The organism is Sphingobacterium bambusae (genome assembly GCF_033955345.1).
GTDB lineage: Bacteria > Bacteroidota > Bacteroidia > Sphingobacteriales > Sphingobacteriaceae > Sphingobacterium > Sphingobacterium bambusae.
Genome location: NZ_CP138332.1, coordinates 1,912,625 through 1,934,426 on the forward strand (window position 1 = coordinate 1,912,625; position 21,802 = coordinate 1,934,426).

15 protein-coding genes are annotated in these 21,802 nt (G+C 42.5%); 5 read left to right on the plus strand and 10 right to left on the minus strand.

Annotation, left to right across the window (positions count from 1 at the left end; genetic code table 11):
- The first annotated feature begins 374 nt into the window (after positions 1-374).
- Positions 375-752 carry a methionine-R-sulfoxide reductase gene (locus SCB77_RS08225; RefSeq protein WP_380936115.1) on the plus strand — a complete coding sequence of 126 codons (378 nt, stop codon included), beginning with the start codon at positions 375-377 and terminating at the stop codon, positions 750-752.
- Here SCB77_RS08225 and SCB77_RS08230 read toward each other — a convergent pair.
- Positions 739-1,740 carry a LacI family DNA-binding transcriptional regulator gene (locus SCB77_RS08230; protein WP_320185950.1) on the minus strand — a complete coding sequence of 334 codons (1,002 nt, stop codon included), beginning with the start codon at positions 1,738-1,740 and terminating at the stop codon, positions 739-741. The genes SCB77_RS08225 and SCB77_RS08230 overlap by 14 nt on opposite strands.
- A 229-nt stretch (positions 1,741-1,969) precedes the next feature.
- Between SCB77_RS08230 and SCB77_RS08235 the strand changes: the two genes are divergently transcribed.
- Together SCB77_RS08235 and SCB77_RS08240 are read left to right on the plus strand one after the other, a co-directional pair.
- Complete coding sequence (locus SCB77_RS08235) at positions 1,970-4,237, plus strand: GH92 family glycosyl hydrolase (RefSeq protein WP_320185951.1); 2,268 nt, start codon at positions 1,970-1,972, stop codon at positions 4,235-4,237.
- Between the two features lie 75 nt (positions 4,238-4,312).
- A complete protein-coding gene (locus SCB77_RS08240) occupies positions 4,313-4,642 on the plus strand; it encodes a DUF493 domain-containing protein (protein ID WP_320185952.1) in 330 nt (109 codons plus the stop codon).
- Between the two features lie 98 nt (positions 4,643-4,740).
- On the opposite strand, the gene pnp is transcribed toward SCB77_RS08240, so the two are convergent.
- The 4 genes from pnp to SCB77_RS08260 form a co-directional block, all read right to left on the minus strand.
- Complete coding sequence (gene pnp, locus SCB77_RS08245) at positions 4,741-6,915, minus strand: polyribonucleotide nucleotidyltransferase (RefSeq protein WP_320185953.1); 2,175 nt, start codon at positions 6,913-6,915, stop codon at positions 4,741-4,743.
- A gap of 281 nt (positions 6,916-7,196) precedes the next feature.
- Positions 7,197-7,475: a 30S ribosomal protein S15 gene (gene rpsO, locus SCB77_RS08250; protein WP_189625276.1), complete on the minus strand. Its 279-nt coding sequence runs from the start codon at positions 7,473-7,475 to the stop codon at positions 7,197-7,199.
- Positions 7,476-7,673: 198 nt separating this feature from the next.
- On the minus strand, positions 7,674-8,708 hold the full coding sequence (locus tag SCB77_RS08255; RefSeq protein ID WP_320185954.1) for a sialidase family protein: 1,035 nt from the start codon (positions 8,706-8,708) through the stop codon (positions 7,674-7,676).
- 11 nt (positions 8,709-8,719) lie between these two features.
- Entirely contained in the window at positions 8,720-10,156 is a 1,437-nt protein-coding gene (locus SCB77_RS08260; protein ID WP_320185955.1) for an alpha-L-fucosidase, read from the minus strand.
- A gap of 199 nt (positions 10,157-10,355) precedes the next feature.
- Here SCB77_RS08260 and SCB77_RS08265 point away from each other — a divergent pair, with 199 nt between their 5' ends.
- A complete protein-coding gene (locus SCB77_RS08265; protein WP_320185956.1) occupies positions 10,356-11,006 on the plus strand; it encodes a hypothetical protein in 651 nt (216 codons plus the stop codon).
- 172 nt (positions 11,007-11,178) lie between these two features.
- Positions 11,179-13,335 (plus strand): S8 family peptidase, encoded by a 2,157-nt coding sequence (locus tag SCB77_RS08270; RefSeq protein ID WP_320185957.1) that lies wholly within the window; start codon positions 11,179-11,181, stop codon positions 13,333-13,335.
- 68 nt (positions 13,336-13,403) lie between these two features.
- On the opposite strand, the gene SCB77_RS08275 is transcribed toward SCB77_RS08270, so the two are convergent.
- The 5 genes from SCB77_RS08275 to SCB77_RS08295 all read right to left on the minus strand — a co-directional run bounded on the left by SCB77_RS08275 (position 13,404) and on the right by SCB77_RS08295 (position 21,796).
- Positions 13,404-13,766, minus strand: a complete 363-nt coding sequence (locus tag SCB77_RS08275; RefSeq protein WP_320185958.1) for a hypothetical protein — start codon at positions 13,764-13,766, stop codon at positions 13,404-13,406.
- A 163-nt stretch (positions 13,767-13,929) separates the two neighbouring features.
- On the minus strand, positions 13,930-15,507 hold the full coding sequence (locus tag SCB77_RS08280; RefSeq protein ID WP_320185959.1) for a SusD/RagB family nutrient-binding outer membrane lipoprotein: 1,578 nt from the start codon (positions 15,505-15,507) through the stop codon (positions 13,930-13,932).
- 23 nt (positions 15,508-15,530) lie between these two features.
- On the minus strand, positions 15,531-18,752 hold the full coding sequence (locus SCB77_RS08285) for a SusC/RagA family TonB-linked outer membrane protein (protein ID WP_320185960.1): 3,222 nt from the start codon (positions 18,750-18,752) through the stop codon (positions 15,531-15,533).
- Positions 18,749-19,948, minus strand: coding sequence for an ROK family protein (locus SCB77_RS08290; protein WP_320185961.1), 1,200 nt, complete (start codon positions 19,946-19,948; stop codon positions 18,749-18,751). The genes SCB77_RS08285 and SCB77_RS08290 overlap by 4 nt, the downstream gene beginning before the upstream one ends.
- Before the next feature lie 240 nt (positions 19,949-20,188).
- Positions 20,189-21,796: a SusD/RagB family nutrient-binding outer membrane lipoprotein gene (locus SCB77_RS08295; RefSeq protein WP_320185962.1), complete on the minus strand. Its 1,608-nt coding sequence runs from the start codon at positions 21,794-21,796 to the stop codon at positions 20,189-20,191.
- Positions 21,797-21,802 lie beyond the last annotated feature (6 nt).

A 21,802-nucleotide genomic window follows, 5' to 3' on the forward strand; every position in this document is an offset into this window, starting at 1 on the left:
TATAAAACTTTTAAAATACGTCGTCTAAATGGTCTAAACCCTCCAAACAATGCACAAAAGTATAACTATTTAAGCAATCACTGACAATTTAATGACGCAAATTATCAATTTAAAACCATTCTAAATAACTCGCTAAATGGCACCGTAGACCGTGTTTTTGGGGTATAACTTATCGAAAATCGGGATGAAAAAAGAAGCCTTAGGGAGCAAAAATTCTTGACACACAGAAAACAAAGATTTTAACAATTTTCACGAACTTAGCCTTCATGCATACATACCCTTTTTACCTCGTCTTTTTTGCCTTCATTTGTCTGTCTTGCGGACAAACGGTAGGCTCACAATCCATGGAAGAAAAAAATACTATCTTTAAAACTATGAGTGATACGACCAAATACAACAAATTGACTGCTGAAGAGGAATATGTCATCGTCCACAAGGGCACAGAACGTCCGTTTACCGGTGAACTATTAGATAATAAAGCAGAAGGCACCTATTTGTGCAAGCGCTGTGATGCGCCGCTATACCTTTCGAAAGACAAGTTTGAATCGCATTGCGGATGGCCGAGTTTCGACGATGAAATTTCCGGCGCGGTTAAACATGAGACGGATGCCGATGGACGACGTGTGGAAATTCTTTGTGCTAAATGTGGGGCTCACCTCGGACATGTCTTTAAAGGCGAGCGGTTTACAGAGAAAAATACGCGACATTGTGTAAACTCGCTCTCCATGAAGTTCGTACCTACAAAGAAGTAGAGGACTCCCGAATGATCAGTTGGCAAGGAATTGTCAACTGTCTTACCTCTTTGAGCTTCCCTTCAATCTCTGCGATCAGTGTTTGAATAAGCTCGCGCGTCAATTGTTCGATATCCTGAGACACGACGCTGATCGATGGATCGTGCAGTTTGAAAAGCGTATGCTCATCAAAAGCCACCATTTTAGGCAACGTCGCTTTATGTTCCTTAAGCGCCTTTAAGCCGTTTACTGCCAAATAGTTTGTAGCAAAAAGCACGGCATCAAGCTTGTTATCCACCACAAAATCAATAATTTGCTCGTGCGATTCCTCTTCGGTGGTCTCCAAATTTAGCTTTTTGATAAAAGACTGCATCCGAAACTCGTCCATCGCTTCCATATAGCCATCTAATCGGTCGCGCATCTGTGTCTGATTGGAATAGAGCGATATGAGACCAATTCTTTTGTTGTTAGATTCGAGCAGGTGCTTTGTGGCCTCGTAGGAACCACGACGATTGTCCGACACCACATAGTTTGTTTCCACAGAAGGCACGAAACGGTCAAATAAAACCAATGGTATATTACTCTGTTTGATATGCGAAATGGTATCTTCCAATCCCTCCGAAGGGGTAATGATAAAACCATCAACCTGCCGATCCATAAACAATTGGATCAGCTCTTTTGCCTTATGCTCGTCATTATCCATACTACAGTAGATAATATGGTAACCGGTCTCGTAGGCGCGTCTTTCAATATGTTTAGCAACATTAGAGAAAAACGGATTAGCTATATCTTCCACTAAAAGCCCCAATATCTTCGTCTGTCCCGTACGTAAGCTTTTAGCTAGTTGATTGGGTTTGTAGCCTACTTTATTGACATAGTCCAGTACACGCTTTGTCAGCGCATCACTGATTCGCTTTTCTTTTGCCTTGTCATTCAATATAAAGGAAACAGTGGTAACGGAAATACCCAAAGCTTTTGCAATATCGCTAATCAGCACTCTTTTTTTCATAGATCGGTTTATGTATTTATAATTCGATTACCAATCTACTAAATATATTTAGCAAAATAGTGGATAGCGCTAAAAAAAATATTTTGCTAAAAGGTTTTATTAAGGTTGACACTTTTTTTTCGTATTATTATCCCCTTTAAACAACCGACAGAATGGCTACAGAGTCGGCATTCCGACATAAAAGGAATGAAAAGCCAAGCCATTTTACAGGTTTAGTGGATAATCGATCATGATAAAAAAACAATACATACCCTTTGGGCTGCTTGCTCTTGCCCTTGCTGCAAGCGCCACGTCAGCAACGGCTCAAAAGTTGAACAAACACGTCAATTTACTGATTGGAACGGGTGGGCATGGCCACACCTATCCAGGTGCAACCGTTCCTTTTTCTATGGTGCAATTAAGTCCGGACAATGGCAAAGGTGGCTGGGATTGGGTTAGCGGCTATCATATTTCTTCCGATAGTATTGCGGCATTTAGCCATATGCATTTAAGCGGCACCGGTATTGGCGACTGGCTCGATATCGCGGTTATGCCGATGCTCGCACCGGTAACATCGCCCAAACCAGATACGCGCGTGAAGTTTTCTCGCCAAGATGAAACGGCTCAGCCTGGGTACTACAATGTAAAACTCGAAAACGGCATTCAAGCAGAGCTAACGAGTACCGAGCGCGTCGGTTTTCATAAATACAGCTTCCCTGCAGGCACCGCGCAGCCAACCATACGACTAGATCTCGACCATACCTACAACTGGGATAAACCGCTCGAGACAGAAATACGGATCATCAACGACAGCACCTTAGTTGGGAAGCGATATTCACAAGGCTGGGCAAACCGCCAGCGTGTCTATTTTGCCTTACGCACAGCAAAACCGATTAAAGAAATCTTGTTTAACGGCGCAAAAACAACAAATTCGCAGCGAAGCACAGCGATTAGCAATGATGGAAAACAGGGCACTATGAAAGCCGTAAATGCCCAACTTGTCTTCGCGAAAAGCAATAACATTGAAGTCAAAGTTGCACTTTCCATGAGCAGCGAACAGAAAGCCTTGGCTGCACTTGCTGAAATCCCTAACTGGAACTTCGAAGGCGTCAGACAACAGGCCGATATGAAATGGGAAAATGAACTCGGAAAAATTAAGGTAGAAAGTAAGGACGAACGCCTAAAAACAATTTTCTATTCTGCACTATATCATACCGCCGTAGCGCCAACCTTATATTCCGATGTCGATGGTGCCTATAAAAATGCCAAAGGCGAGCAACATAGCATGGCCAATGGTGGGCAGCGCTATACCTTTTTCTCCATGTGGGATACTTTTCGTGCGTTAAAGCCGCTATTCACCATCACACAACCCCAGCGGTATACAGACATCCTTAATAGTCTACTGGCTTTCCATGATGAAAATGGGTTACTTCCCGTTTGGGATCTCAGCACTTTCGAAACCAACACGATGACGGGATACCATTCTGTTCCAGTACTGGCCGATGCTGTCTTGAAAGATTGGCCGGGCGTGGATGCCGAACGTGCCTATCAGGCTATGCGCAACAGCGCATTCCAAGAAATTCGCGAGGTTCCCGCGTACATCGAGTATGGCTATGTACCACAGGATGTCAACGGTGGCAGCGTCACCAAGACATTAGAATATGCATTTGACGACTATTGTATTGCACTCGTAGCAAAAAAACTAGGCAAAGAAGACGACTACCAACTATTCAGCAAACGCGCGAAGAGCTATATCAATCATTTTGACCCACAAACTGGCTTTATGCGCGCCAAATACAAGAATGGAAAATTTGTCGAGCCTTTCGATCCGTTTTACTCGGAGCACGACTTTGACAAAAGCCAATACATCGAAGGTAATGCTTGGCAACATTCTTTCTTTGTGCCACACGATGTGCGGGGCTTGGCAAAGTTATTCCCTAAGAAAAACGGCTTAAGCTTGATGCTGGATACGCTTTTCAAGGCACCTTCCCATATGACGGGCGAGAACCAATCGCCCGATGCCAGCGGCTTTATCGGGCAATATGCACATGGCAACGAGCCTAGTCACCACATTGCTTACATGTATGCCTATATCGGTGAAGCCTGGAAAACACAAGAAAAGATCCGCCATATCGTTGACTCCATGTACCACGACCGTCCTGATGGTTATGCCGGCAACGAAGATGCAGGTCAAATGAGCGCTTGGGCCGTCTGGTCTATGATGGGGCTATATCCGGCTTCGCCGGTTGGCGGCGAATATGTTTTCGGAAGCCCGAGCTTGGACAAGGCTAGTATCAGCATGCCCAACGGGAAAACGTTTACCATCGTAGCCCACAACAATAGCGCAAAGAATGTATACATCAAGTCGGCAAAACTAAACGGGAAAGCCTACAATAAAGTATACATCAACCATCAGGACATGTTGCTTGGTGGAAAACTCGTGTTTGAGATGTCGGATAAACCGAACAAAAAATTCGGCAAAAAGCGATCGAGCTGGCCGACATCCATGGAAAACTAACAATTATCCCGACAAAAAGGCAGACGCTATATTAGGTACAATTATTGAAGTATAACGAGCGAAGGAGAACTATAAATGACTGATTTTAGTAAATTGAACATTCAGGACTTGCCCGATAATGAAGGCAATAACCAAACTGATTTTTACGACAACTTTCGCGTAAAGTTAAATACTGTTGAACAATTCCCAAGCTTGTACACGTTCAAGTTTATCGTTAAAGCAGACGCAGAGAAGCTCGACGAAGTAAAAAGCATCTTCACACACCCAAGCACGAAGTTTGCGGAAAAAGAATCGTCCGGCGGAAAATACAAGTCCATTACGGTGGAAACTTTTGTTAATACTGCCGAAGATGTGATTGATTATTATAAAAACGTCTCGAAAATAGAGTCGGTGATTATGTTGTAGATAAAACAAGAAGCGCTATCAATATGACAGCGCTTTTTTTATGGGATAAAAAAAGCTGCACCATAAGGATGCAGCTTATAAATTATGATTTGCTAAACTTATGCTTTCGATGCGTCGTTTGCTTGTTTGTCTTGTTTTGGTTTATCTTCACGTGGAGGGCGAGGCAACAACACTTTACGAGAAAGTTTCATTTTACCTTGCTTATCGATATCCAATAATTTCACGCTAACCATATCGCCTTCTTTGAAAACGCCGTCCATCGTTTCTAAACGCGACCAGTCGATTTCGGAAATATGCAATAGACCATCTTTACCAGGCATAATCTCTACAAAAGCACCAAATGGCATGATCGATTTGACTTTACCTTCATAGATCTCGCCAATTTCTGGTTTCGCAACAATCGCCCGGATGCGAGAAACAGCAGCGTCAATAGATGCTTTGTTATCAGCAAACACCTGAACAATACCTTTTCCATCAACTTCCTCGATAGAGATAGTCGAACCGGTTTCACGCTGCATTTCTTGAATAATTTTACCACCTGGCCCGATAATCGCACCGATAAATTCTTTATCGATTGTTAACGAGATAATGCGTGGAGCATGTGGTTTGTAATCTTCACGAGGTGCATCAATTGTTTTCTTCATCTCGTTCAAGATGTGTAAACGTGCTTCTTTCGCTTGATCCAATGCTTGGGTTAATACTTCCCATTTCAAGCCATTGATCTTTAAGTCCATTTGACAAGCAACGATACCTTTTTCGGTACCGGTAACCTTAAAGTCCATATCACCCAAGTGATCCTCATCACCCAAAATATCCGATAAAATGGAGTATTTACCACTTTTCTCATCCGTGATCAAGCCCATTGCGATACCAGAAACAGGCGCTTTCAATTTCACACCAGCATCCAATAAAGCCAAGGTACCTGCACAAACGGTAGCCATAGATGAAGAACCGTTAGATTCTAAGATATCAGAAACAACACGGATCGTATACGGATTATCGGTTCCTTCAGGAAGTACCTGCTTCAAAGAACGCATAGCCAAGTTACCGTGACCAACTTCACGACGGCCAGGACCACGATTAGGTCTTACCTCACCTGTAGAGAACGCCGGGAAATTGTAATGTAGAATAAACTTATTGTAACCATGGATAAAAGCACCATCGATCATTTGCTCATCGTCTTTCGCACCTAAGGTTACCGAAGTCAACGATTGTGTTTCACCACGCGTAAATACGGCCGAGCCATGTGCCGCAGGCAAATAATCTACTTCAGACCAAATCGGACGTACCGTACGCACATCACGACCATCCAAACGAATACCTTCATCCAATACCAAGTTGCGAACAGCATCATACTGCACATCATGGTAATATTTTTTCGCCAAGAAAGTCGTTTCCTCATCGATCTCCTCACCTAATGTTTCGAAGAAAGCTTTTCCGATTTCCGAAAACTTCTCGGTACGCTCATGTTTTGTTGAACCTGATTTTGCAATCGCATATACCTGATCGTAAGTAGCAGCAAATACAGCGTCACGTAGCTCTAGGTTAGCTGGCTCATGATTGAATTCACGCTTCGCGTTAGAACCTACTAAATTAGCAAGCTCCACCTGTGCAGCTACTTGCTTTTTGATGGCATCATGTGCAAAAGCAATAGCTTCCACCATCTCGGCTTCTGAAATTTCTTTCGATTCACCTTCCACCATCACGATATCCTGTGCAGAACCCGCAACGATGTATTCCAAACTCGCTTGTTCCAATTGGGACAATGTTGGGTTGATGACCAACTGACCATCGACTTTAGCAACACGCACTTCGGAGATCGGCCCGTTGAAAGGGATATCCGAAACAGCCAATGCAGCCGATGCAGCCAAACCGGCTAAGGCATCAGGCATAATATCTTTATCGGCAGAGATCAAGGAAATCATCACTTGCGTATCTGCGTGATAGGTTTCTGGGAATAGCGGACGTAATGCTCTATCGACCAAACGGGAAATTAACACCTCATAATCCGACAAACGTGCTTCTCTACGCAAGAAACCACCTGGGATACGACCCGTTGAAGCATACTTCTCTTGGTAATCAACAGATAGTGGCAAGAAATCAACACCAGGTTTCGCTTCGCGCGCAGAAACCACTGTAGCCAACAACATCGTGTTGCCTTGCTTCAATACCACGGATCCGTCAGCTTGCTTTGCCAACTTACCTGTAGATAACTCGATCGGGGCTAATCCGTTGCCCAAGTCGATCGATACTTTTTTTTCGTTATAACTCATTTGTAATTCATTTCGACATCGGTTACATCTTTTTACCTATGTCATCTTATTTATAGACCTTTAAAAATCACACAAAGTTAAGTAAAATTTATACGTTATGCCGCAGCTTATAAAAAAACAATGCCGCCCCCTAAATAGCGGTGTGCATCGGCAACGTTAAAAGCCCTTAACATGCTTGAGCAGCATCTTCTACTCCGACCGGCACTGCAGAAAGTCAAACACCCAAACAACAAAAAAACCATCTACTTGTGGTAGATGGTTTTCTTTTTACTTCTAAAAGCTTATTTGATGATATCACGTAAACCTAATGCTTTGATAATAGCACGGTAACGGTTGATATCTTTTTTGTACAGATAAGCTAATAATGAACGACGCTTACCTACCAACATTTGTAGGGAACGTTGCGTGTTAAAATCTTTTCTGTTTTTTTTCAAATGCTCTGTTAAGTGAGCGATTCTTTTAGTGAATAAAGCTACTTGTCCTTCTGCAGAACCAGTGTTTGCTGCTGCACCTGCAAATTCTGCGAAGATATCAGCTTTGTACTCTTTACTTAAATACATCTCTTGAATAATATTAAAGCGTTAAAAATTTAATGAATTGCCTGCAAAGGTAGGGATTAAAAAGTCAAAATTAAAAATTAAAAAATAAAAATCTTGGCAAATCCCGAAAAGATCGCGAAACCAACCGCTACTATGTGATCCATATCTTAGGTACAAGCTTAAAGCCTCTAGCCCGCAATACGCATTACGCAATGCGCACTATTCCTCAATCACAACATGCTTGATGTTCTTGCGATCGTGTGTATACACAATATGTATCAGCCCTTTCGAATCCTGCATGATGGTAGGATAGCTAAACTCGCCCTTTTCCTGATCCTCTAGCTGCAGCACATCGGTCCAGTGCATACCGTCGGTCGATTTGGCCAAACGTAGTTTCGCACGTCCCTCCCACCAGTCCTTGCCGGGCAAGGCGGGGTTGTATACAATGTAGAAATGATTGCCTACGCGGATAGCATCCGTCCCGGAATTGGGATTGATTAAATCGGTTTTCTCTAGTGGAGACCAGCTTTTACCGCCATCGCTAGACCAAGCCGTTGCCACCACACCTTCCTTGCTACGGCAAAGTACCTGCAAGCGGCCATCGGCATGCTGCACAATACTAGGTTGAATCACATTCATCTTGGAATCGTGTGCTATGGGAAAAGCTTTCCAGGTCCGTTGTTGATCTTCGCTACGTTCCACGTGCGCCACCCATCGATCTTCATTGATTTCCACACTGGAGGGAGAAAGCACGCTGCCATCAGCCAACGCAATGGGCTTATTCTTGATAGGCCCTAAAATGCCCGATGGCAACTTCTTCGCTGCAGACCACGTTCTTCCGTCATCGCTAGATGTTTTCACCATACCCCACCACTCGCGCGGATTCGGTCCCACTTTATAATACAAATACAGGGTACGCTCATTCGGTGCACGAAAGAGCACCGGATTCCAGCAGGGCTGCTGTTCGGCATCGGTCAGGTTTCCATCGCCCCACACTTGCGGATCCGTCCACTTACCATTTTCATAACGCGCCCCCCAAATCCGCACATCGGCACTGCCTTCGTGCGATCCGGCAAACCAACTGGCCAGCAGCTGACCGTCTGCCGTCTCTTCGATCGTCGACGCATGGCATTGTGCAAAGAATTTGCCCGTCTCAAAAAGGAACTCCGTCCGCTTCACTACGATCTTGGATTCTTGCGCACGTAACACCTGAAGGTTATATGCACAAGCTAACAATAATACAATAAATCTCATCGAAACATCCCTTATTTACTATCCAACTGAATGACCGTTGCATAGTTCAACGTTGCCTGTGGTTTCTGCAGCGTTACCTGATTACCTTTTTGGCTCCATTTTACTTTCCCTTTAGCACCTAAAACACGTACCTGCTTTGCCGAAAATCCTTCAGGCACGGTAAACACGTAGGTCGATGGCGCGACATATTCTTCTTCTTTCGAAAGATGAAAAACATTCACCTGCTTGCCATCCTTACTTTTTGTGTAATAATAATCGCCTTCGTGGTAGGGCGCAACAGCACGTGTAGCAAACACGGCTGCTCCATTTGTATCCATCCAAGCGGAAAGCTCTTTCAATCGATCGTAGGCAGCCTGATCGAAATCGCCGTTAGGCCCGGGAGCAATGTTCAACAAATAGTTACCGCCACGCGAGATGATCTGCACCAAGGTCTCCACCAACTTCTTAGTCGGCTTGTATCGGTCGTTAGGTACATACGAAAATGAATCGCCCATCGTGATGCAGCTCTCCCAAGGAATGTCCAGCGGGTGTTCAGGAATCGCCTGCTCTGGCGTAACATAGTTTTCCCAGTTTCCGGGCACGGTTCGATCTACCACGATAATTCCCGGTTGGTTTTTACGAGCCATGCTGCCTATGCGATCCATATCGATATCCTGTTCTACCTTGATAGTTCGTTGCCATTCTACCGTAGGATCGATGGTTTTGAACGGACGAACCCATCCGCCATCCAGCCAAAGGATATCCACTTTGCCATAATTGGAGGTCAACTCATTGATCTGGTTAAAGGTAAACTGCTTATATTTCTCCCAACGTTCTGGGTATTTCTCCGGATCGTAGTTCACATTCCTATCTTTCGGCGGAAAATAAGGCCACCAGTAGTACTCGGTATGCCAATCAGGCTTCGAGAAATAAGCTCCTATCTTAAAACCTTCCTCCCGGAAACTCTTAAAAATCTCTTTGGTAACATCCGCCTTTGGATTACCTGAAAAAGGGGATTTCGACGAGGTAATCTTGTAGTCGGATTCCTTGGTATCGAACATCGCAAAGCCATCATGATGCTTCGTTGTAAATACCACATACTTCATACCCGCCGCTTTAGCTGCATCAGCCCACTTCTCGGGATTAAAATCTGTTGGATTAAACGTCTTTTGCAGATTTTCATAGTTTTGCACATACGCATTATAGGTCGCGCCATGCTCCGGCTTACGTTGCGTCCAGCCTTCGTCTTCCGGGCAAAGGCTCCAGCTTTCGACTATCCCCCATTGACTGTAGGTTCCCCAGTGCATAAAGAGCCCAAACTTCATATCTTGCCATTGTTCCAAGTTCTCGATTACCTTGGGATCTGTAGGCTTTTGGTAACCCGATGAGACATTATGGGCCTGTGAAAAAGCCGCACCAGCCGTAAAAGACAAGGCTACAGCTAAAACGTTTTTATAAATCGATCGCATGCGTATTGATTAAAATAGCTAATAATAAAAATGAATAGCCAATATACGGTTTATCGCCAAGAACAGCAAGTTGGAGGCATAGCAAAACCTCCACCTATATTTCGTTTTCGACATATTATTTTTAACAAATCATTGAAATAAAAAACAATTTTTATAAAATTGTGTTTCGTAATTAACAACTAACGGAAATGAGATAATTATGAAGAAACTATTTCAATTGACCAAATTAACAGCTGCAACATGCTTTTTTATTATACTCTATGGGTGCAATAAGCAGGACGTCCCATTGCAAACTGATGCACTATTCGAGCCATTCTCGCAGCAAGAATTATATTATTGGCACGAGGATGATAGAATTCTTATCTCCCAAGACCCAAGTCTGGTGCTTATTGAAATCGACGGGGCGACTTTGGAACAAGCACAGGATTACCTTCCCCTCAGTCAAACCAAAGGCATCCGCATAGGAGATAACAACAAGCTCCAATTGATTACGTCGACTGAAAATGCACTCAGCGTTTTTACTCGTCATACAACGAATAGCGGAAGACTCGCCTTCTACCCTGCAATAAAGACTGCTGGCAACGAAAGTACGGCTTTCATCACCAATAGAATTTCCGTGAAATTTCCAGATAACAGCGCTTCGACCGCCATAGATGCGATAGCACAAAAATATAATCTAACTTTTGTAAAAGAGACATTATATGCTGCACATATCTTCGAATCGAGCAACGCGAAGCAGGCCTTAAAAGCAGCAAATGCTATTTATGAAAACGAAGATGTTCTTTGGAGCGGTCCTGATTTCATTATGTTATTTAACAACAACTCTGTTCAACAAAATCCGCCCAAATAGAACTTTTAGCATGCAGTTAGCCATGAAAATAAACATACAGAACCTAACTCTACAGGAGTATAGATAACTTCAGAAGTTACACAATACTCCCAAGCAGATCACTCCTAATTTATTTTAAAAAAAGCTAATTAAACTACAACCTCACATCAAACCATTAATTAAAAAAATAAACATGAGAACACTAACCAAATTAATCAGGCTACTTAGCGCAGGAGCATTGATATCAATCTATTTATCAGGATGTAATAAAGAACTGCAAAATGCAACCAACGAGAACCATTTAAAAACTAACCTACCCCTCGAATTACTTTCTCAAGAAGAATCGTATTACTGGCATGGAAAAGACAAAATCTATTTTAAGCCTGATCACAAATTGGTATTAATTGAAATTGAGGGAGACCCATCTGAACTAGCAGACGAGTATCTTCCTCTTGATCAAACAATAGCGACAAGAATAGAAGGCAAAGATCGGCTACAAATTATCACCTCTAGTGAAAATGCAATCAAGTTATCAAGTCTCCAAACTAAAAACAACAAAAAATCTTCTTCCTATACGGCTATAAAAACCACACAAGGAGAAAGCACTGCTTTTATAACTAATAGAATTTCCATAAAGTTTCCAAAAAACAGCAGTATTATCGCAGTAAGTGATCTAGCAAGAAAATATGGTTTAATTCTAATAAAACAAACAATATATGGAGCATATATCTTCGAAATTCCGGATCCAGACAACACACTTCAAACAGCCAACACAATCCATGAGAATGAAAATGTTGTTTGGAGTAATCCCGATTTTATAACAATAATTAGAAAAAACACAGACACTTTGTATCCGCTACAATATTATTTAAATAACACGGGGCAAGGAGGAGGTACTTTTAATATTGACATCAATGCGCCTGAAGCATGGGCGATAACTACAGGTTGTAACAATGTCAGGGTTGCTGTAATTGACGATGGAATAGATCCACATGATGAATTTACCGGTCGTTTGTTGTCCGGATTTACCGCAGGCTCGAATAATACTTTGGGCATACCTCTCAGCCATTCATCGAAAGGACATGGGGTTAACTGTGCCGGTATTATCGGCGCTGCCCACAACAATGGAGAAGGGATTAAAGGGATAGCACCAAACTCACTACTCATTCCAATAAACATCTTTCCTTATGCACCAATAACAGGAAATTCAGCGGGCGCAGCTACATCATCCGATATTGCGACAGCTATACACTGGGCTTGGCATCCAAGCTTTGGAAACGCCGATGTTTTAAGTAATTCTTGGGGCGGGGGGAATCCTTCAACTGATATTACTTCAGAAATTAATAACGCAAGAACTTCTGGCCGTAGCGGTAAAGGTTCCGTCGTGGTATTTGCATCAGGAAACGGGGGAGCGTCTTCGGTAAGTTATCCAAGTAATGTAGCCGGCGTGATCGCTGTAGGTGCAATTGATAAGCAAGGCAATATTTGGAACTACAGCAATCGCGGCAGTCAACTAAGCTTAGTTGCACCAAGTGGCGCACTTAACAATACTGGAGATGTTGTGACCACAGATCGAATGGGGACTTGGGGATATAGTAGCGGAAACTTTTCGCATGTTTTCGGAGGAACTTCCGCAGCTTGTCCACAGGTGGCTGGCGTTGCTGCACTTATACTTTCTGTCAATCCTAATCTTACAGAAGCCCAAGTTAAGAATGTCTTACAAAACACCGCTACCGATATGGGAAGTTCGGGATTTGACAATACGTTTGGCTATGGAAGAGTAAATGCTCAAAACGCACTGCGATCAGTAAGCCCCACCATCACAGGTGTTGATCAATTCTGTAGCAGTGCCAACTATACGCTAACGAACCTTCCTTCTGGCGCAAGCGTTTCTTGGTCAGCAACGGGAGGTGCTACAGTATCATCCAGTGGCAATTCTTGCACCCTTAGTCGTGCGGGAACTACTAATATGCTTATAACGCTAACCGCAAACATTACAAGTGCTTGCGGAGCCTCGTTAAAGATCACAAAAAACATCGAATCTGGTGTTTTAAATGCACAGAATATTTCAATTTACACCTCCAGTACGAGTACAACAATGAGCCCATCAATCCCCATACACGTAGTGGCTGGATATTCAGGAATGGACAGATGCAATATCCTAGAAGTTCAATGGGAAGTTAGCCTGAATCATAACTTATCCAATGGAAATGTAGCATGTGACCCAGACAATGGTAGCAGCAAAAACATTTTCTTTCAATCTCGTGGAACCGCCACTATAAAAGCTAGACTGAGAAATAATTGTGGCTGGAGTGCATGGAGCTTACCAAGCTTTATAACTGTAAACTAATACTAGTTAAAAACGAGATAAAAAAAGAGACAATTTTACTAAAAGTTGTCTCTTTTATGTTTCACGCCCTACAACGGGCGATGTTCCAATACCCAAATCTTATTATACCAAGCTACATCAGCCGTACATGGGCGATCTTCATCAGCCGTAAGCTTCCTGATCTTGACAACAATTTGCTCCCCAGCTTTATACTCCACATCAAGATTAAGCAGACCAACGGGATCGATTTGCACCTCCTCAACGTTTAAGAATGGCTTAAGCCGAGTCTTATCGCTCGAACGGAATCTATATAAATAATTAGAGCACTTTACGTAATCACCCGTGGCTACGACAAGAAATTCATCATCTGCTAGACCTAGGCTATCTGCTTTTTCACAAGCCGATATAAAAAACATAATAAACAAGAAAAATAAAATTGCTAGTCTATACATAACACTGGTTTACAACATAAAACGCGGTAATAACCAAGCTCGCTACAAAGGCGAAATAAAAAAATAACTAAAGAAATAAAAGAGATTTGCATCTGGTTTAAACGCGCACAAAAAAGCCTGTATCGCAGGTGCGATACAGGCTTAGTAATTCTTAATTAGATACTTAATTCACGTCCCAAAATATTTTTGTATCGCGGGTATCTTTATCCTTAACAGCTTGATAATTTTGGTTATTGTAAGTTATTTCGCTGGATGGATACGTCAATCTAACCGGTGGATTTGCAGAACTAGCTAAATTAGCAGTCTGGAAAGTCAGCTGAGGATACCCAGTTCTTCTGTACTCAGCCCAGCCCTGCTGCGCTTGTAGGAAGCCAAAATGCAACCACTTTTGTGTATAGATCAGCGACAATTTATCTGTTGCACTACCTACATAACTCACCGTAGAGCTATTTACAAAATTGTTGATAATGGCATCAGTAGGCTTAACCTCCGTCTTAATACCAGTAGTATTTAAGTTATTTAAATAGTAATAGAAAGTTACCGATTGCTTCAACGCGGTCTCGTAAGCGGTCTGTGCAGACGCTGTATTTCCCCATCGCTGAAAAGCTTCTGCTTTCAAAAAGTTGACCTCAGAAGCGGAGATCACTATCCCAGGCAATGAAGGATTATCGAAGAACGTTGCTGAGTCCAGGATAGAGAATTTAGAAAATTCCGTTTCAAACTGATTCGTTGTGTACTCGATCGGCATGGCCTTGTACTCTGTATTCGGGATAAAAACACTATTAACCGTTTGCCCGAATTTATCATAAAATACGGGGATACGAGGATCATTAGCGGGCAACATCACATCGTTCAACATATGATCTGTTGCATAGTAATTAGCTCCCTCTAACAAAGCATCTCTGAGTGATCCGGTGTATGTGGTTAACGGGCGCAACAAGATGTCCGATGTCAAAGGAGAATAATTCGCTTGGTTATCTCCATCCACCAATGGATAAGTTGCAGGATTGTTTAGCAGTTCCATTATCGCTGCAGATGCAGTGGATTCGCTGTAATTGGAGATGCGCATCAGTAATCTCAGGCGCAGGGAATTAGCGTAACGTTGCCATTTCGCCATATTTCCACTATTTAATATATCCGCTTTTGAAAAACCAGCATTTTGCGCAGCGGTACCAAAGAATGATGATGCTTCAGCCAATCCACTAATAAAGGAATTATATAATTCAATCTGATCGTCGAATTTCCCCAACTGTATATTACTAGAACTAGGAAGACTCCCTGCCTCAGAAAACGGAATATCGCCGAAATTATCAACAAGCTTGGATGCTTCATCGTAGAGCACAACACGAGCAGCCTGCATAAAAACTTCGTTCGAAGATTTTTCTGTCTCATCCATGCCATTGTAAGCGACTTCCATCGCGCGGTAAATACCCAAGACACCTGGAGCATAAAAATCTCTCCAATAATCGTTAAGGTAGCCATCACTTTGCTGGTACATCGTGTTTGAAGGACCAAAGGATGCCGACTGCGTATATACAGCCGAATGCAATAGGATAAAGGTACGATAGTGCCAATATGACGGTCTTACGCGATCGTTATTTAGTAAATCGGCGAAGAAACCAGGTAAACTCTGTTGCGTCGATGCATCAGGATTCTGAAAAGCATCCTCTAGCTGGTTTTTGCAGGAACTGACAGTTAACGTTAACATCAGCACCAATGCATATATAATTTGCTTTCTCATTTTTTCTAATTATTAAAATTTGTCTAGAAGCTTGCGTTAATAGAAAATCCGAAACTTCGTGTTGCTGCAGAAGAACCGACATCAATTCCTTGACTGTACCATTGATTTCCGACAGGAGATTCAGGATCAAGATTTTCAAGCGTACGATAGAAGTAGAAAAGGTTACGACCGACCAAAGAGAATCTCAAGTTATTCAGCTTCAATCTTTCGCTCACGGTGTTAGGTAGACGATAGCTCACCGCTAGCTCACGCATCTTAATAAAGCTGTTATCAAACACAGATCCTTTTTCGTTCCAAGAGTCATAGCCCCAGTTAAAAGTGTTCAAATAGTAATCTGCAGCAGAGATGTTCACATCGTTTTTCTCACCCGTATTCACGTTGACGCCATCCAATGTGATCCCCCCTTCTCGATAGTCCAAAGTATTTTCGAATAAGCCTGCTCCTGTTTGATACTTAGTAGGCTGAGATACCATCTGCCCGCCGAAACGATAATCTATCGTGAAATCTAACGAATAATTTTTATAATTGAACGTATTCGTTAATCCACCTATCGCCTTAGGCAGGATATTACCGACTTTCTCGTACCTTGTCTTGTCTATGATGTAAAGACCATCATCCGAAATAAGTAGATTGCCATTTTCATCGGTAGCGCGTGGGTAAACATAGATGTCGCCCAATTTATCACCATTTTTAGCCACCACCCTTAGCGAACTCTGATCCGAGTCGTAGAAAACTAATTCTGACAATCCGGCAGGAAGTTCTTCAACGTAGGAAACGTTCTTAGAATAATTTAATCTTGTTGTCCAGCTGAAATTTTCCGTAGCTATCGGCGTTCCGCTCAATGAAATCTCCAAACCTCTGTTAGCCAACTTTCCTACGTTCACGATCTGTGCTGTTGCGCCAGCCGAATAAGCCGTGTTCAGGTTCAAAATTTGATTCTTAATTACGTTATCATAATAGCTGACATCAAGACCTAAGCGACTATTAAAGAATTTCAACTCTGCACCAATCTCGAATTCATACTTACGCTCTGGCAACAAGTTTAGATTTCCGTAATTAGATCCGTATGTTAAAGAAGGAACAGATCCATTAATGGTCTGTAAAGATGTTTGGTTATAAGCAACATTTGCTTGATAAATGCCAGCGTCGTTACCCACAATACCATAAGAAGCGCGTAATTTACCAAAATTAAATTTGTCGGAATTTATCTTGAAAGCTTCGCTAAAAACAAAACCTCCACTGACAGATCCATAGTTATAAACGTTATTTGGCGCAGGAAGCGTTGAAGCATACTCTCTTCTTAAGGTCCCTTCCAAAAATAAATAATTTCTGAAATCGAGATTCAACAAACCAAAGTAAGCATACTTCAACATCTCTTTACGGGCATTAGACGCAGAAAAAATTCCGTAGCTATTGTTCAAGCTAAACCAATTTTCCGTAACAAGTCCATTTGTCGTACCTGATGATTGATCATTGAATTTCTCTTTTCTCGACTGAAAACCGCCACTCACAGAGAAATTAAGATCCTCCGAAATGGAGTTAGAATAGGTTAACAATAGATCTCCGTATAGAATATTATAGATGCCTTTTGCCGTCGTAAATCCACCCGTACTGCTCGAAGAAGAGTTATATGCCGTGGGATATTCGTTGTAGCGCATATCTTCTGATTGCGCAGCCGTTACATCGTTACCAATTCTTCCCCGGAATTTTAGATTTTTGACCACATCCCAGTTCAACGTTGCACTGGTTAACAAACGGTCTTCACGCTCATCGTAGCTATTTTTATATTGATTCCAAAAAAGATCTAAAAGATTAGATCCACGCATATTGTATACAAAAGCTTCCGGACGAGCTGTAGATAATGTAGAATACTTGTACCCCTGAGAATTTTGGTATGCCGATTTCAACAAAGACATATCTTCACTGCGGTTGATAAATCCAGCGTAGCTTCCCAAAACCTGTCCCAATAAATATGTTCTGTTATGCGTATTGGTATTGATATAAGTCGCTACGATATCTGTGCTAATCTTGTCAGATAGTTTAACCGAAGAATTTAAGTTTAACGTGTTTTTGTTTTGCTTCGAACCAGGACTCGTGCTTTTATAATCCATACGAGTTGCACTCAAGCGATAGTTTATCTTATCTGTTTGATTAGAGATCCCTACATTGATATTCGAGTTGTACCCATTGTCAAAAATGTTCTTATAGTTATCCGGTTGTGCCTCGTATCTACGCGTAGAACCGTCCCACCACCTTACTTCTTCACCAGTGAATTTAGGCCCGAATGAACCATATGCACTGAAGTATGGTCTACGACCAGATGGAGAGTTTGGATCGGTTATCCATCCCTCCGCAGTTGCTCCAGCAGAAAGATTCGTTGCTTCGTCGTAACCAGGACCATAGATATTTTGAAATTTCGGAAGAAAAGCCGCTCGTTCTATAGATCCGTTATAACTGAAATCAACGCCTAAACCTCTATCTTTTGAACCTTTTTTTGTAGTGATGACGATAACACCGCTCGCAGCATCAGATCCATAAAGTGCACTCGCAGCCGATCCTTTCAAAATACTCATACTTTCAATATCTGCAGGATTCACATCGAGAAATCCATTACCACGGACACGTTGATCGTCCCAATAATTGTTATTATTTCTCCCGGTAGCGCCACCTTGCTGCTCATTACGGATGATTACACCATCAACAACCAACAGTGGTTGCCTATTGTAGTTGATAGAATTGATACCACGAATTTGGATATTCACGGCACTGGAAGCTCCACCTGGAGCCGCCATAACCGCAACCCCTGGCGCTTTACCATATAGCGCTGTAGCAACGTTTGTAGTACCCGCTTGCGTCAACTCTTTTGGCGTAATGTTGCTAACGGCATAACCTAATGCTTTCGCCTCACGTTTGATCCCTAACGCCGTGACGACGACTTCGTCTAGCGCACCTGCATCCTCCTTAAGGTTAACATTTAATCGATTTCCGCTCACAGTTAACTCCTGTGTTAAATAACCGACCATGGTAAAACGCAGTTTTGCACCTGCGCTAACTTGGATGGAGTAGTTTCCATCAACATCTGTTTGTGTGCCATTCGTTGAGCCCGGTACGGCTACCGTCACTCCTGGAAGAGCACCATTGGCGTCCGTTACTTTTCCGGTAACGGTCTGTTGCGCAAATAACGTCGTGATGCTAAAAAGCATCAACAGCGTTAAGCTGCACCATTGTTTGTAAACTCTGTTCATAGTTGTTGTATATTATTGTGTATTAGTTTCGGATGTACATGTATGGTTTGCTGCATCGCGATGCAGGCACTTGCAATAATCTGTGTATGGGGTAGTTTAGAAACCGAAATATCGGTCAATCGAGATAGACGAGGAATACAGTATTCTTGAATCGAGGAAAATAATGCAGGAAGAAGTCCATCGCCAAAGCCCACAGCTTTGCCGCTCACGATAATACGCTCGGGATTCATAATATGGATCAGCGTGGAAAGCCCCTTTCCTAACATGTGCATAATATGTTTAACAGCAACCAGAGCGACCTGATCACCTTGCCCGAAAGCGGAGATAACATCTTCCAAGACCAGCTCTCCCTTTGCTGCGACAAGAGCCTGCAGGCAAGACGCCTGCCCTTCGACAAGTGCATGGTTGATAGTCTCGAGCATGCTAACCAAAGAAGCCTCCACTTCTAGACAGCCCTTTTTGCCACAGGAACATAGCTTTTGGCTATTGGCAAGCGGAATATGACTAAACTCTCCGGCATAACCACTATGTCCTCTGTACAAATTGTTTCCAATGATCATTCCTAGCCCAACCCCCCAATTAAAGTTAATAACCAAAAGATCCGCGCATCCTTGCCCGTTGCCAAACTTATGCTCAGCAATAGCGATGGCACTGGAATCATTGGCTACCGATGTCGGATACCCTAACGAACGTTGCACATTTTCTTTGATCTTATGAAAGGGTGAGCTAGAGGGGAACGATTGGTTGATACCTTTTTCACTGTCGACAAAACCTGGCATGGTTACACCAACAATGCAATATTGTTTTTTTTCTTCCGGTAAATGCGACAGTTGTTCTTTCGTTTTCGCTATTATGCGAGCAAATGCTTCTTTATCGTGATAGATATCGGTATTGATCTTTTTTGTAGGGACTAGTTCGATATTTTTAGCATCCAATATGGCAATGGATGTATAAAACTGATCTATGGCTATAGCGACAATACTCGGCAAATGATTTTCACAGAGCGAATACCGCATAGCCCGTCGTCCTCCTGTAGAGGCGGCAAAACCGTCTTCAACCAACAATTGTTTAGCCAAGAGCTTATTCAATTCGCTGGTTACCTTCGGAATGCTTTTTCCTGTATATGCGCTTAATTCGGCGACCGATAAGCCGTCGGAATAATACAATTGCCTGATTAGTTCGTTTGTCAAATTCATTGCAGCTTAACAGCCTATCCATTTAGGTAGTCATCATAACTGGCCGTGAAAATAAAAAAAGATATTAAAAGAGCAAAGCTTTTTAAAAAAATTAATAAGTTAATGTTAATTTTTAAATTACATAAACAGCAACTACCTGTGTTAAAAGGCTATATCGACTATTAAATTTGAGACCAAGCTCAAGACTATGTAACAAAAAAGGGGGCTTACGCCCCCCTGAAAAACAAAACCTTCTAAATACTAATTAACATCCCACCAAACCTTTGTCGCCATCCACTGTAATGCATCTTTACCACCTGTTGCAGAAACGGTATTCGCTGCGTTATACTGAAACTCGTTATCGGCATAATTCAAACGGAAGTAATTTCCAAAAAGACCAACATATAAATTGTCTGAAACCGTAGAACGTGGCGTTCTATCCGTTTGCCGTTGTAGAGCCCAAGCTTCATAGGGTTGACGAAAATTATCGATCCAACGTTGCGCGTAAATCAAACGAAGTGCTGCATCAGTAGATAGCGCTGTTGTAAACGCGACCTTTGGATTGGCCGTTATCCACAATAACTCGGTGGCTGTCGGCAAAGCAGTAGGCTTATTGACAACCCATACCGGACTAGTGCGGGCCATGGTCGTCCAGAAATTAACCGAAGAACGCACACCACTTTCGTAATTTGCTTTCGCATCGACTAGGCTCGCTGCTCTTCCCAATCCTTTCACAGCCGCTTCGGCTTTTAAAAAGTAAACTTCAGCCGCAGTGATTAGCAAATCTGGGATATTTTTATCCCGTCCGAAATAAAAATTGAAATTTGAAATACCGTTACCAGTCCCCTTCATTGTCCAATCGGCATCTCGAATAGTGTAGTTATAAGGATCGCCTCCCTCTGTCACACTGACGTTCTGTTCCTTCGCCACCCACTGATCGTTGTAATTGGTTTCAAAGAAAATTTTTGCGCGTTGGTCAAAAATACCCGATCCATTTGTTGCATTGGAATTGCTCATCAAGTTCCAAGCAGTCGTTCCCATCCGTAGATAGCAATTGGCGCTGAAAGACCATTCTCTTGATTCTCCGGTATAGCTTTGCGCAGCGGGGCTAACGCCTACGTGTTCCATATCTTCCAAAAGTGGCAAGGCTAACGCTTCCTGCACATGTGTTGTGGCCAAAGCAGGCTCTATATCCTGCATACGCATCGCATAACGCAGGCGCAATGAATTTCCGAATTTCCGCCACATGGCAATATTATTCCCCAACAAAGTCTCGGAAGTACCTAAACTAACTTGTGTAGAAGCAGTTGACAACCCATTAACAGCTTCCTTCAGGTCATTCAATAATGCGATATAGATATCTTTTTGAGAATCGAACTTAACGGAATAATAGGCACTACCCTCGTTAGCGCGAGCAGCCTCCGAATAAGGCATATCACCAAAGATATCGGTCATTTTAAAAGTCTTGTAGGCTTTGATGATGGCCAACATACTTTTTACATTCGTAAGGGTCTCCGGATTAGGCGACTCATTTATTGTTTTTTCCAAAAATTTGATCGTAAACAGCGCCTCATAATAATCTTTCCACAAATCATTACTAGCGGCCTCCATACGATATCCAGAAGAACCAACGATAGTTCCTAATTGGGTTATTGGATAAATAAATGAATTGGCAATAGATTGTTCATTCCAAGTTAGCTCCAAACTGGAAAGCACCCCATTAAACAAGCTATTCACGTCGGCAGTTTGAGCTTCTTTCCAAGGCTTATTGACTTCCTCAAAATCTTTTGTGCACGAAGTCCCTGCAAGAAAAACAGTGCCAAAACACAGGGAGAAATATAGTATATTCTTTATTTTAAAACGTTTCATAATCTC

Bases quoted from the DNA above. Each gene is read 5' to 3' on its own strand.
- SCB77_RS08265 (WP_320185956.1), top strand. From the start codon at position 10,356: ATGAAGAAACTATTTCAATTGACCAAATTAACAGCTGCAACATGCTTT.
- SCB77_RS08225 (WP_380936115.1), top strand. From the start codon at position 375: ATGAGTGATACGACCAAATACAACAAATTGACTGCTGAAGAGGAATAT.
- SCB77_RS08285 (WP_320185960.1), bottom strand. From the start codon at position 18,752: ATGAACAGAGTTTACAAACAATGGTGCAGCTTAACGCTGTTGATGCTT.
- SCB77_RS08255 (WP_320185954.1), bottom strand. From the start codon at position 8,708: ATGAGATTTATTGTATTATTGTTAGCTTGTGCATATAACCTTCAGGTG.
- SCB77_RS08270 (WP_320185957.1), top strand. From the start codon at position 11,179: ATGAGAACACTAACCAAATTAATCAGGCTACTTAGCGCAGGAGCATTG.
- SCB77_RS08275 (WP_320185958.1), bottom strand. From the start codon at position 13,766: ATGTATAGACTAGCAATTTTATTTTTCTTGTTTATTATGTTTTTTATA.
- SCB77_RS08260 (WP_320185955.1), bottom strand. From the start codon at position 10,156: ATGCGATCGATTTATAAAAACGTTTTAGCTGTAGCCTTGTCTTTTACG.
- SCB77_RS08290 (WP_320185961.1), bottom strand. From the start codon at position 19,948: ATGAATTTGACAAACGAACTAATCAGGCAATTGTATTATTCCGACGGC.
- SCB77_RS08230 (WP_320185950.1), bottom strand. From the start codon at position 1,740: ATGAAAAAAAGAGTGCTGATTAGCGATATTGCAAAAGCTTTGGGTATT.
- pnp (WP_320185953.1), bottom strand. From the start codon at position 6,915: ATGAGTTATAACGAAAAAAAAGTATCGATCGACTTGGGCAACGGATTA.
- SCB77_RS08235 (WP_320185951.1), top strand. From the start codon at position 1,970: ATGATAAAAAAACAATACATACCCTTTGGGCTGCTTGCTCTTGCCCTT.
- SCB77_RS08280 (WP_320185959.1), bottom strand. From the start codon at position 15,507: ATGAGAAAGCAAATTATATATGCATTGGTGCTGATGTTAACGTTAACT.
- SCB77_RS08240 (WP_320185952.1), top strand. From the start codon at position 4,313: ATGACTGATTTTAGTAAATTGAACATTCAGGACTTGCCCGATAATGAA.
- rpsO (WP_189625276.1), bottom strand. From the start codon at position 7,475: ATGTATTTAAGTAAAGAGTACAAAGCTGATATCTTCGCAGAATTTGCA.
- SCB77_RS08295 (WP_320185962.1), bottom strand. From the start codon at position 21,796: ATGAAACGTTTTAAAATAAAGAATATACTATATTTCTCCCTGTGTTTT.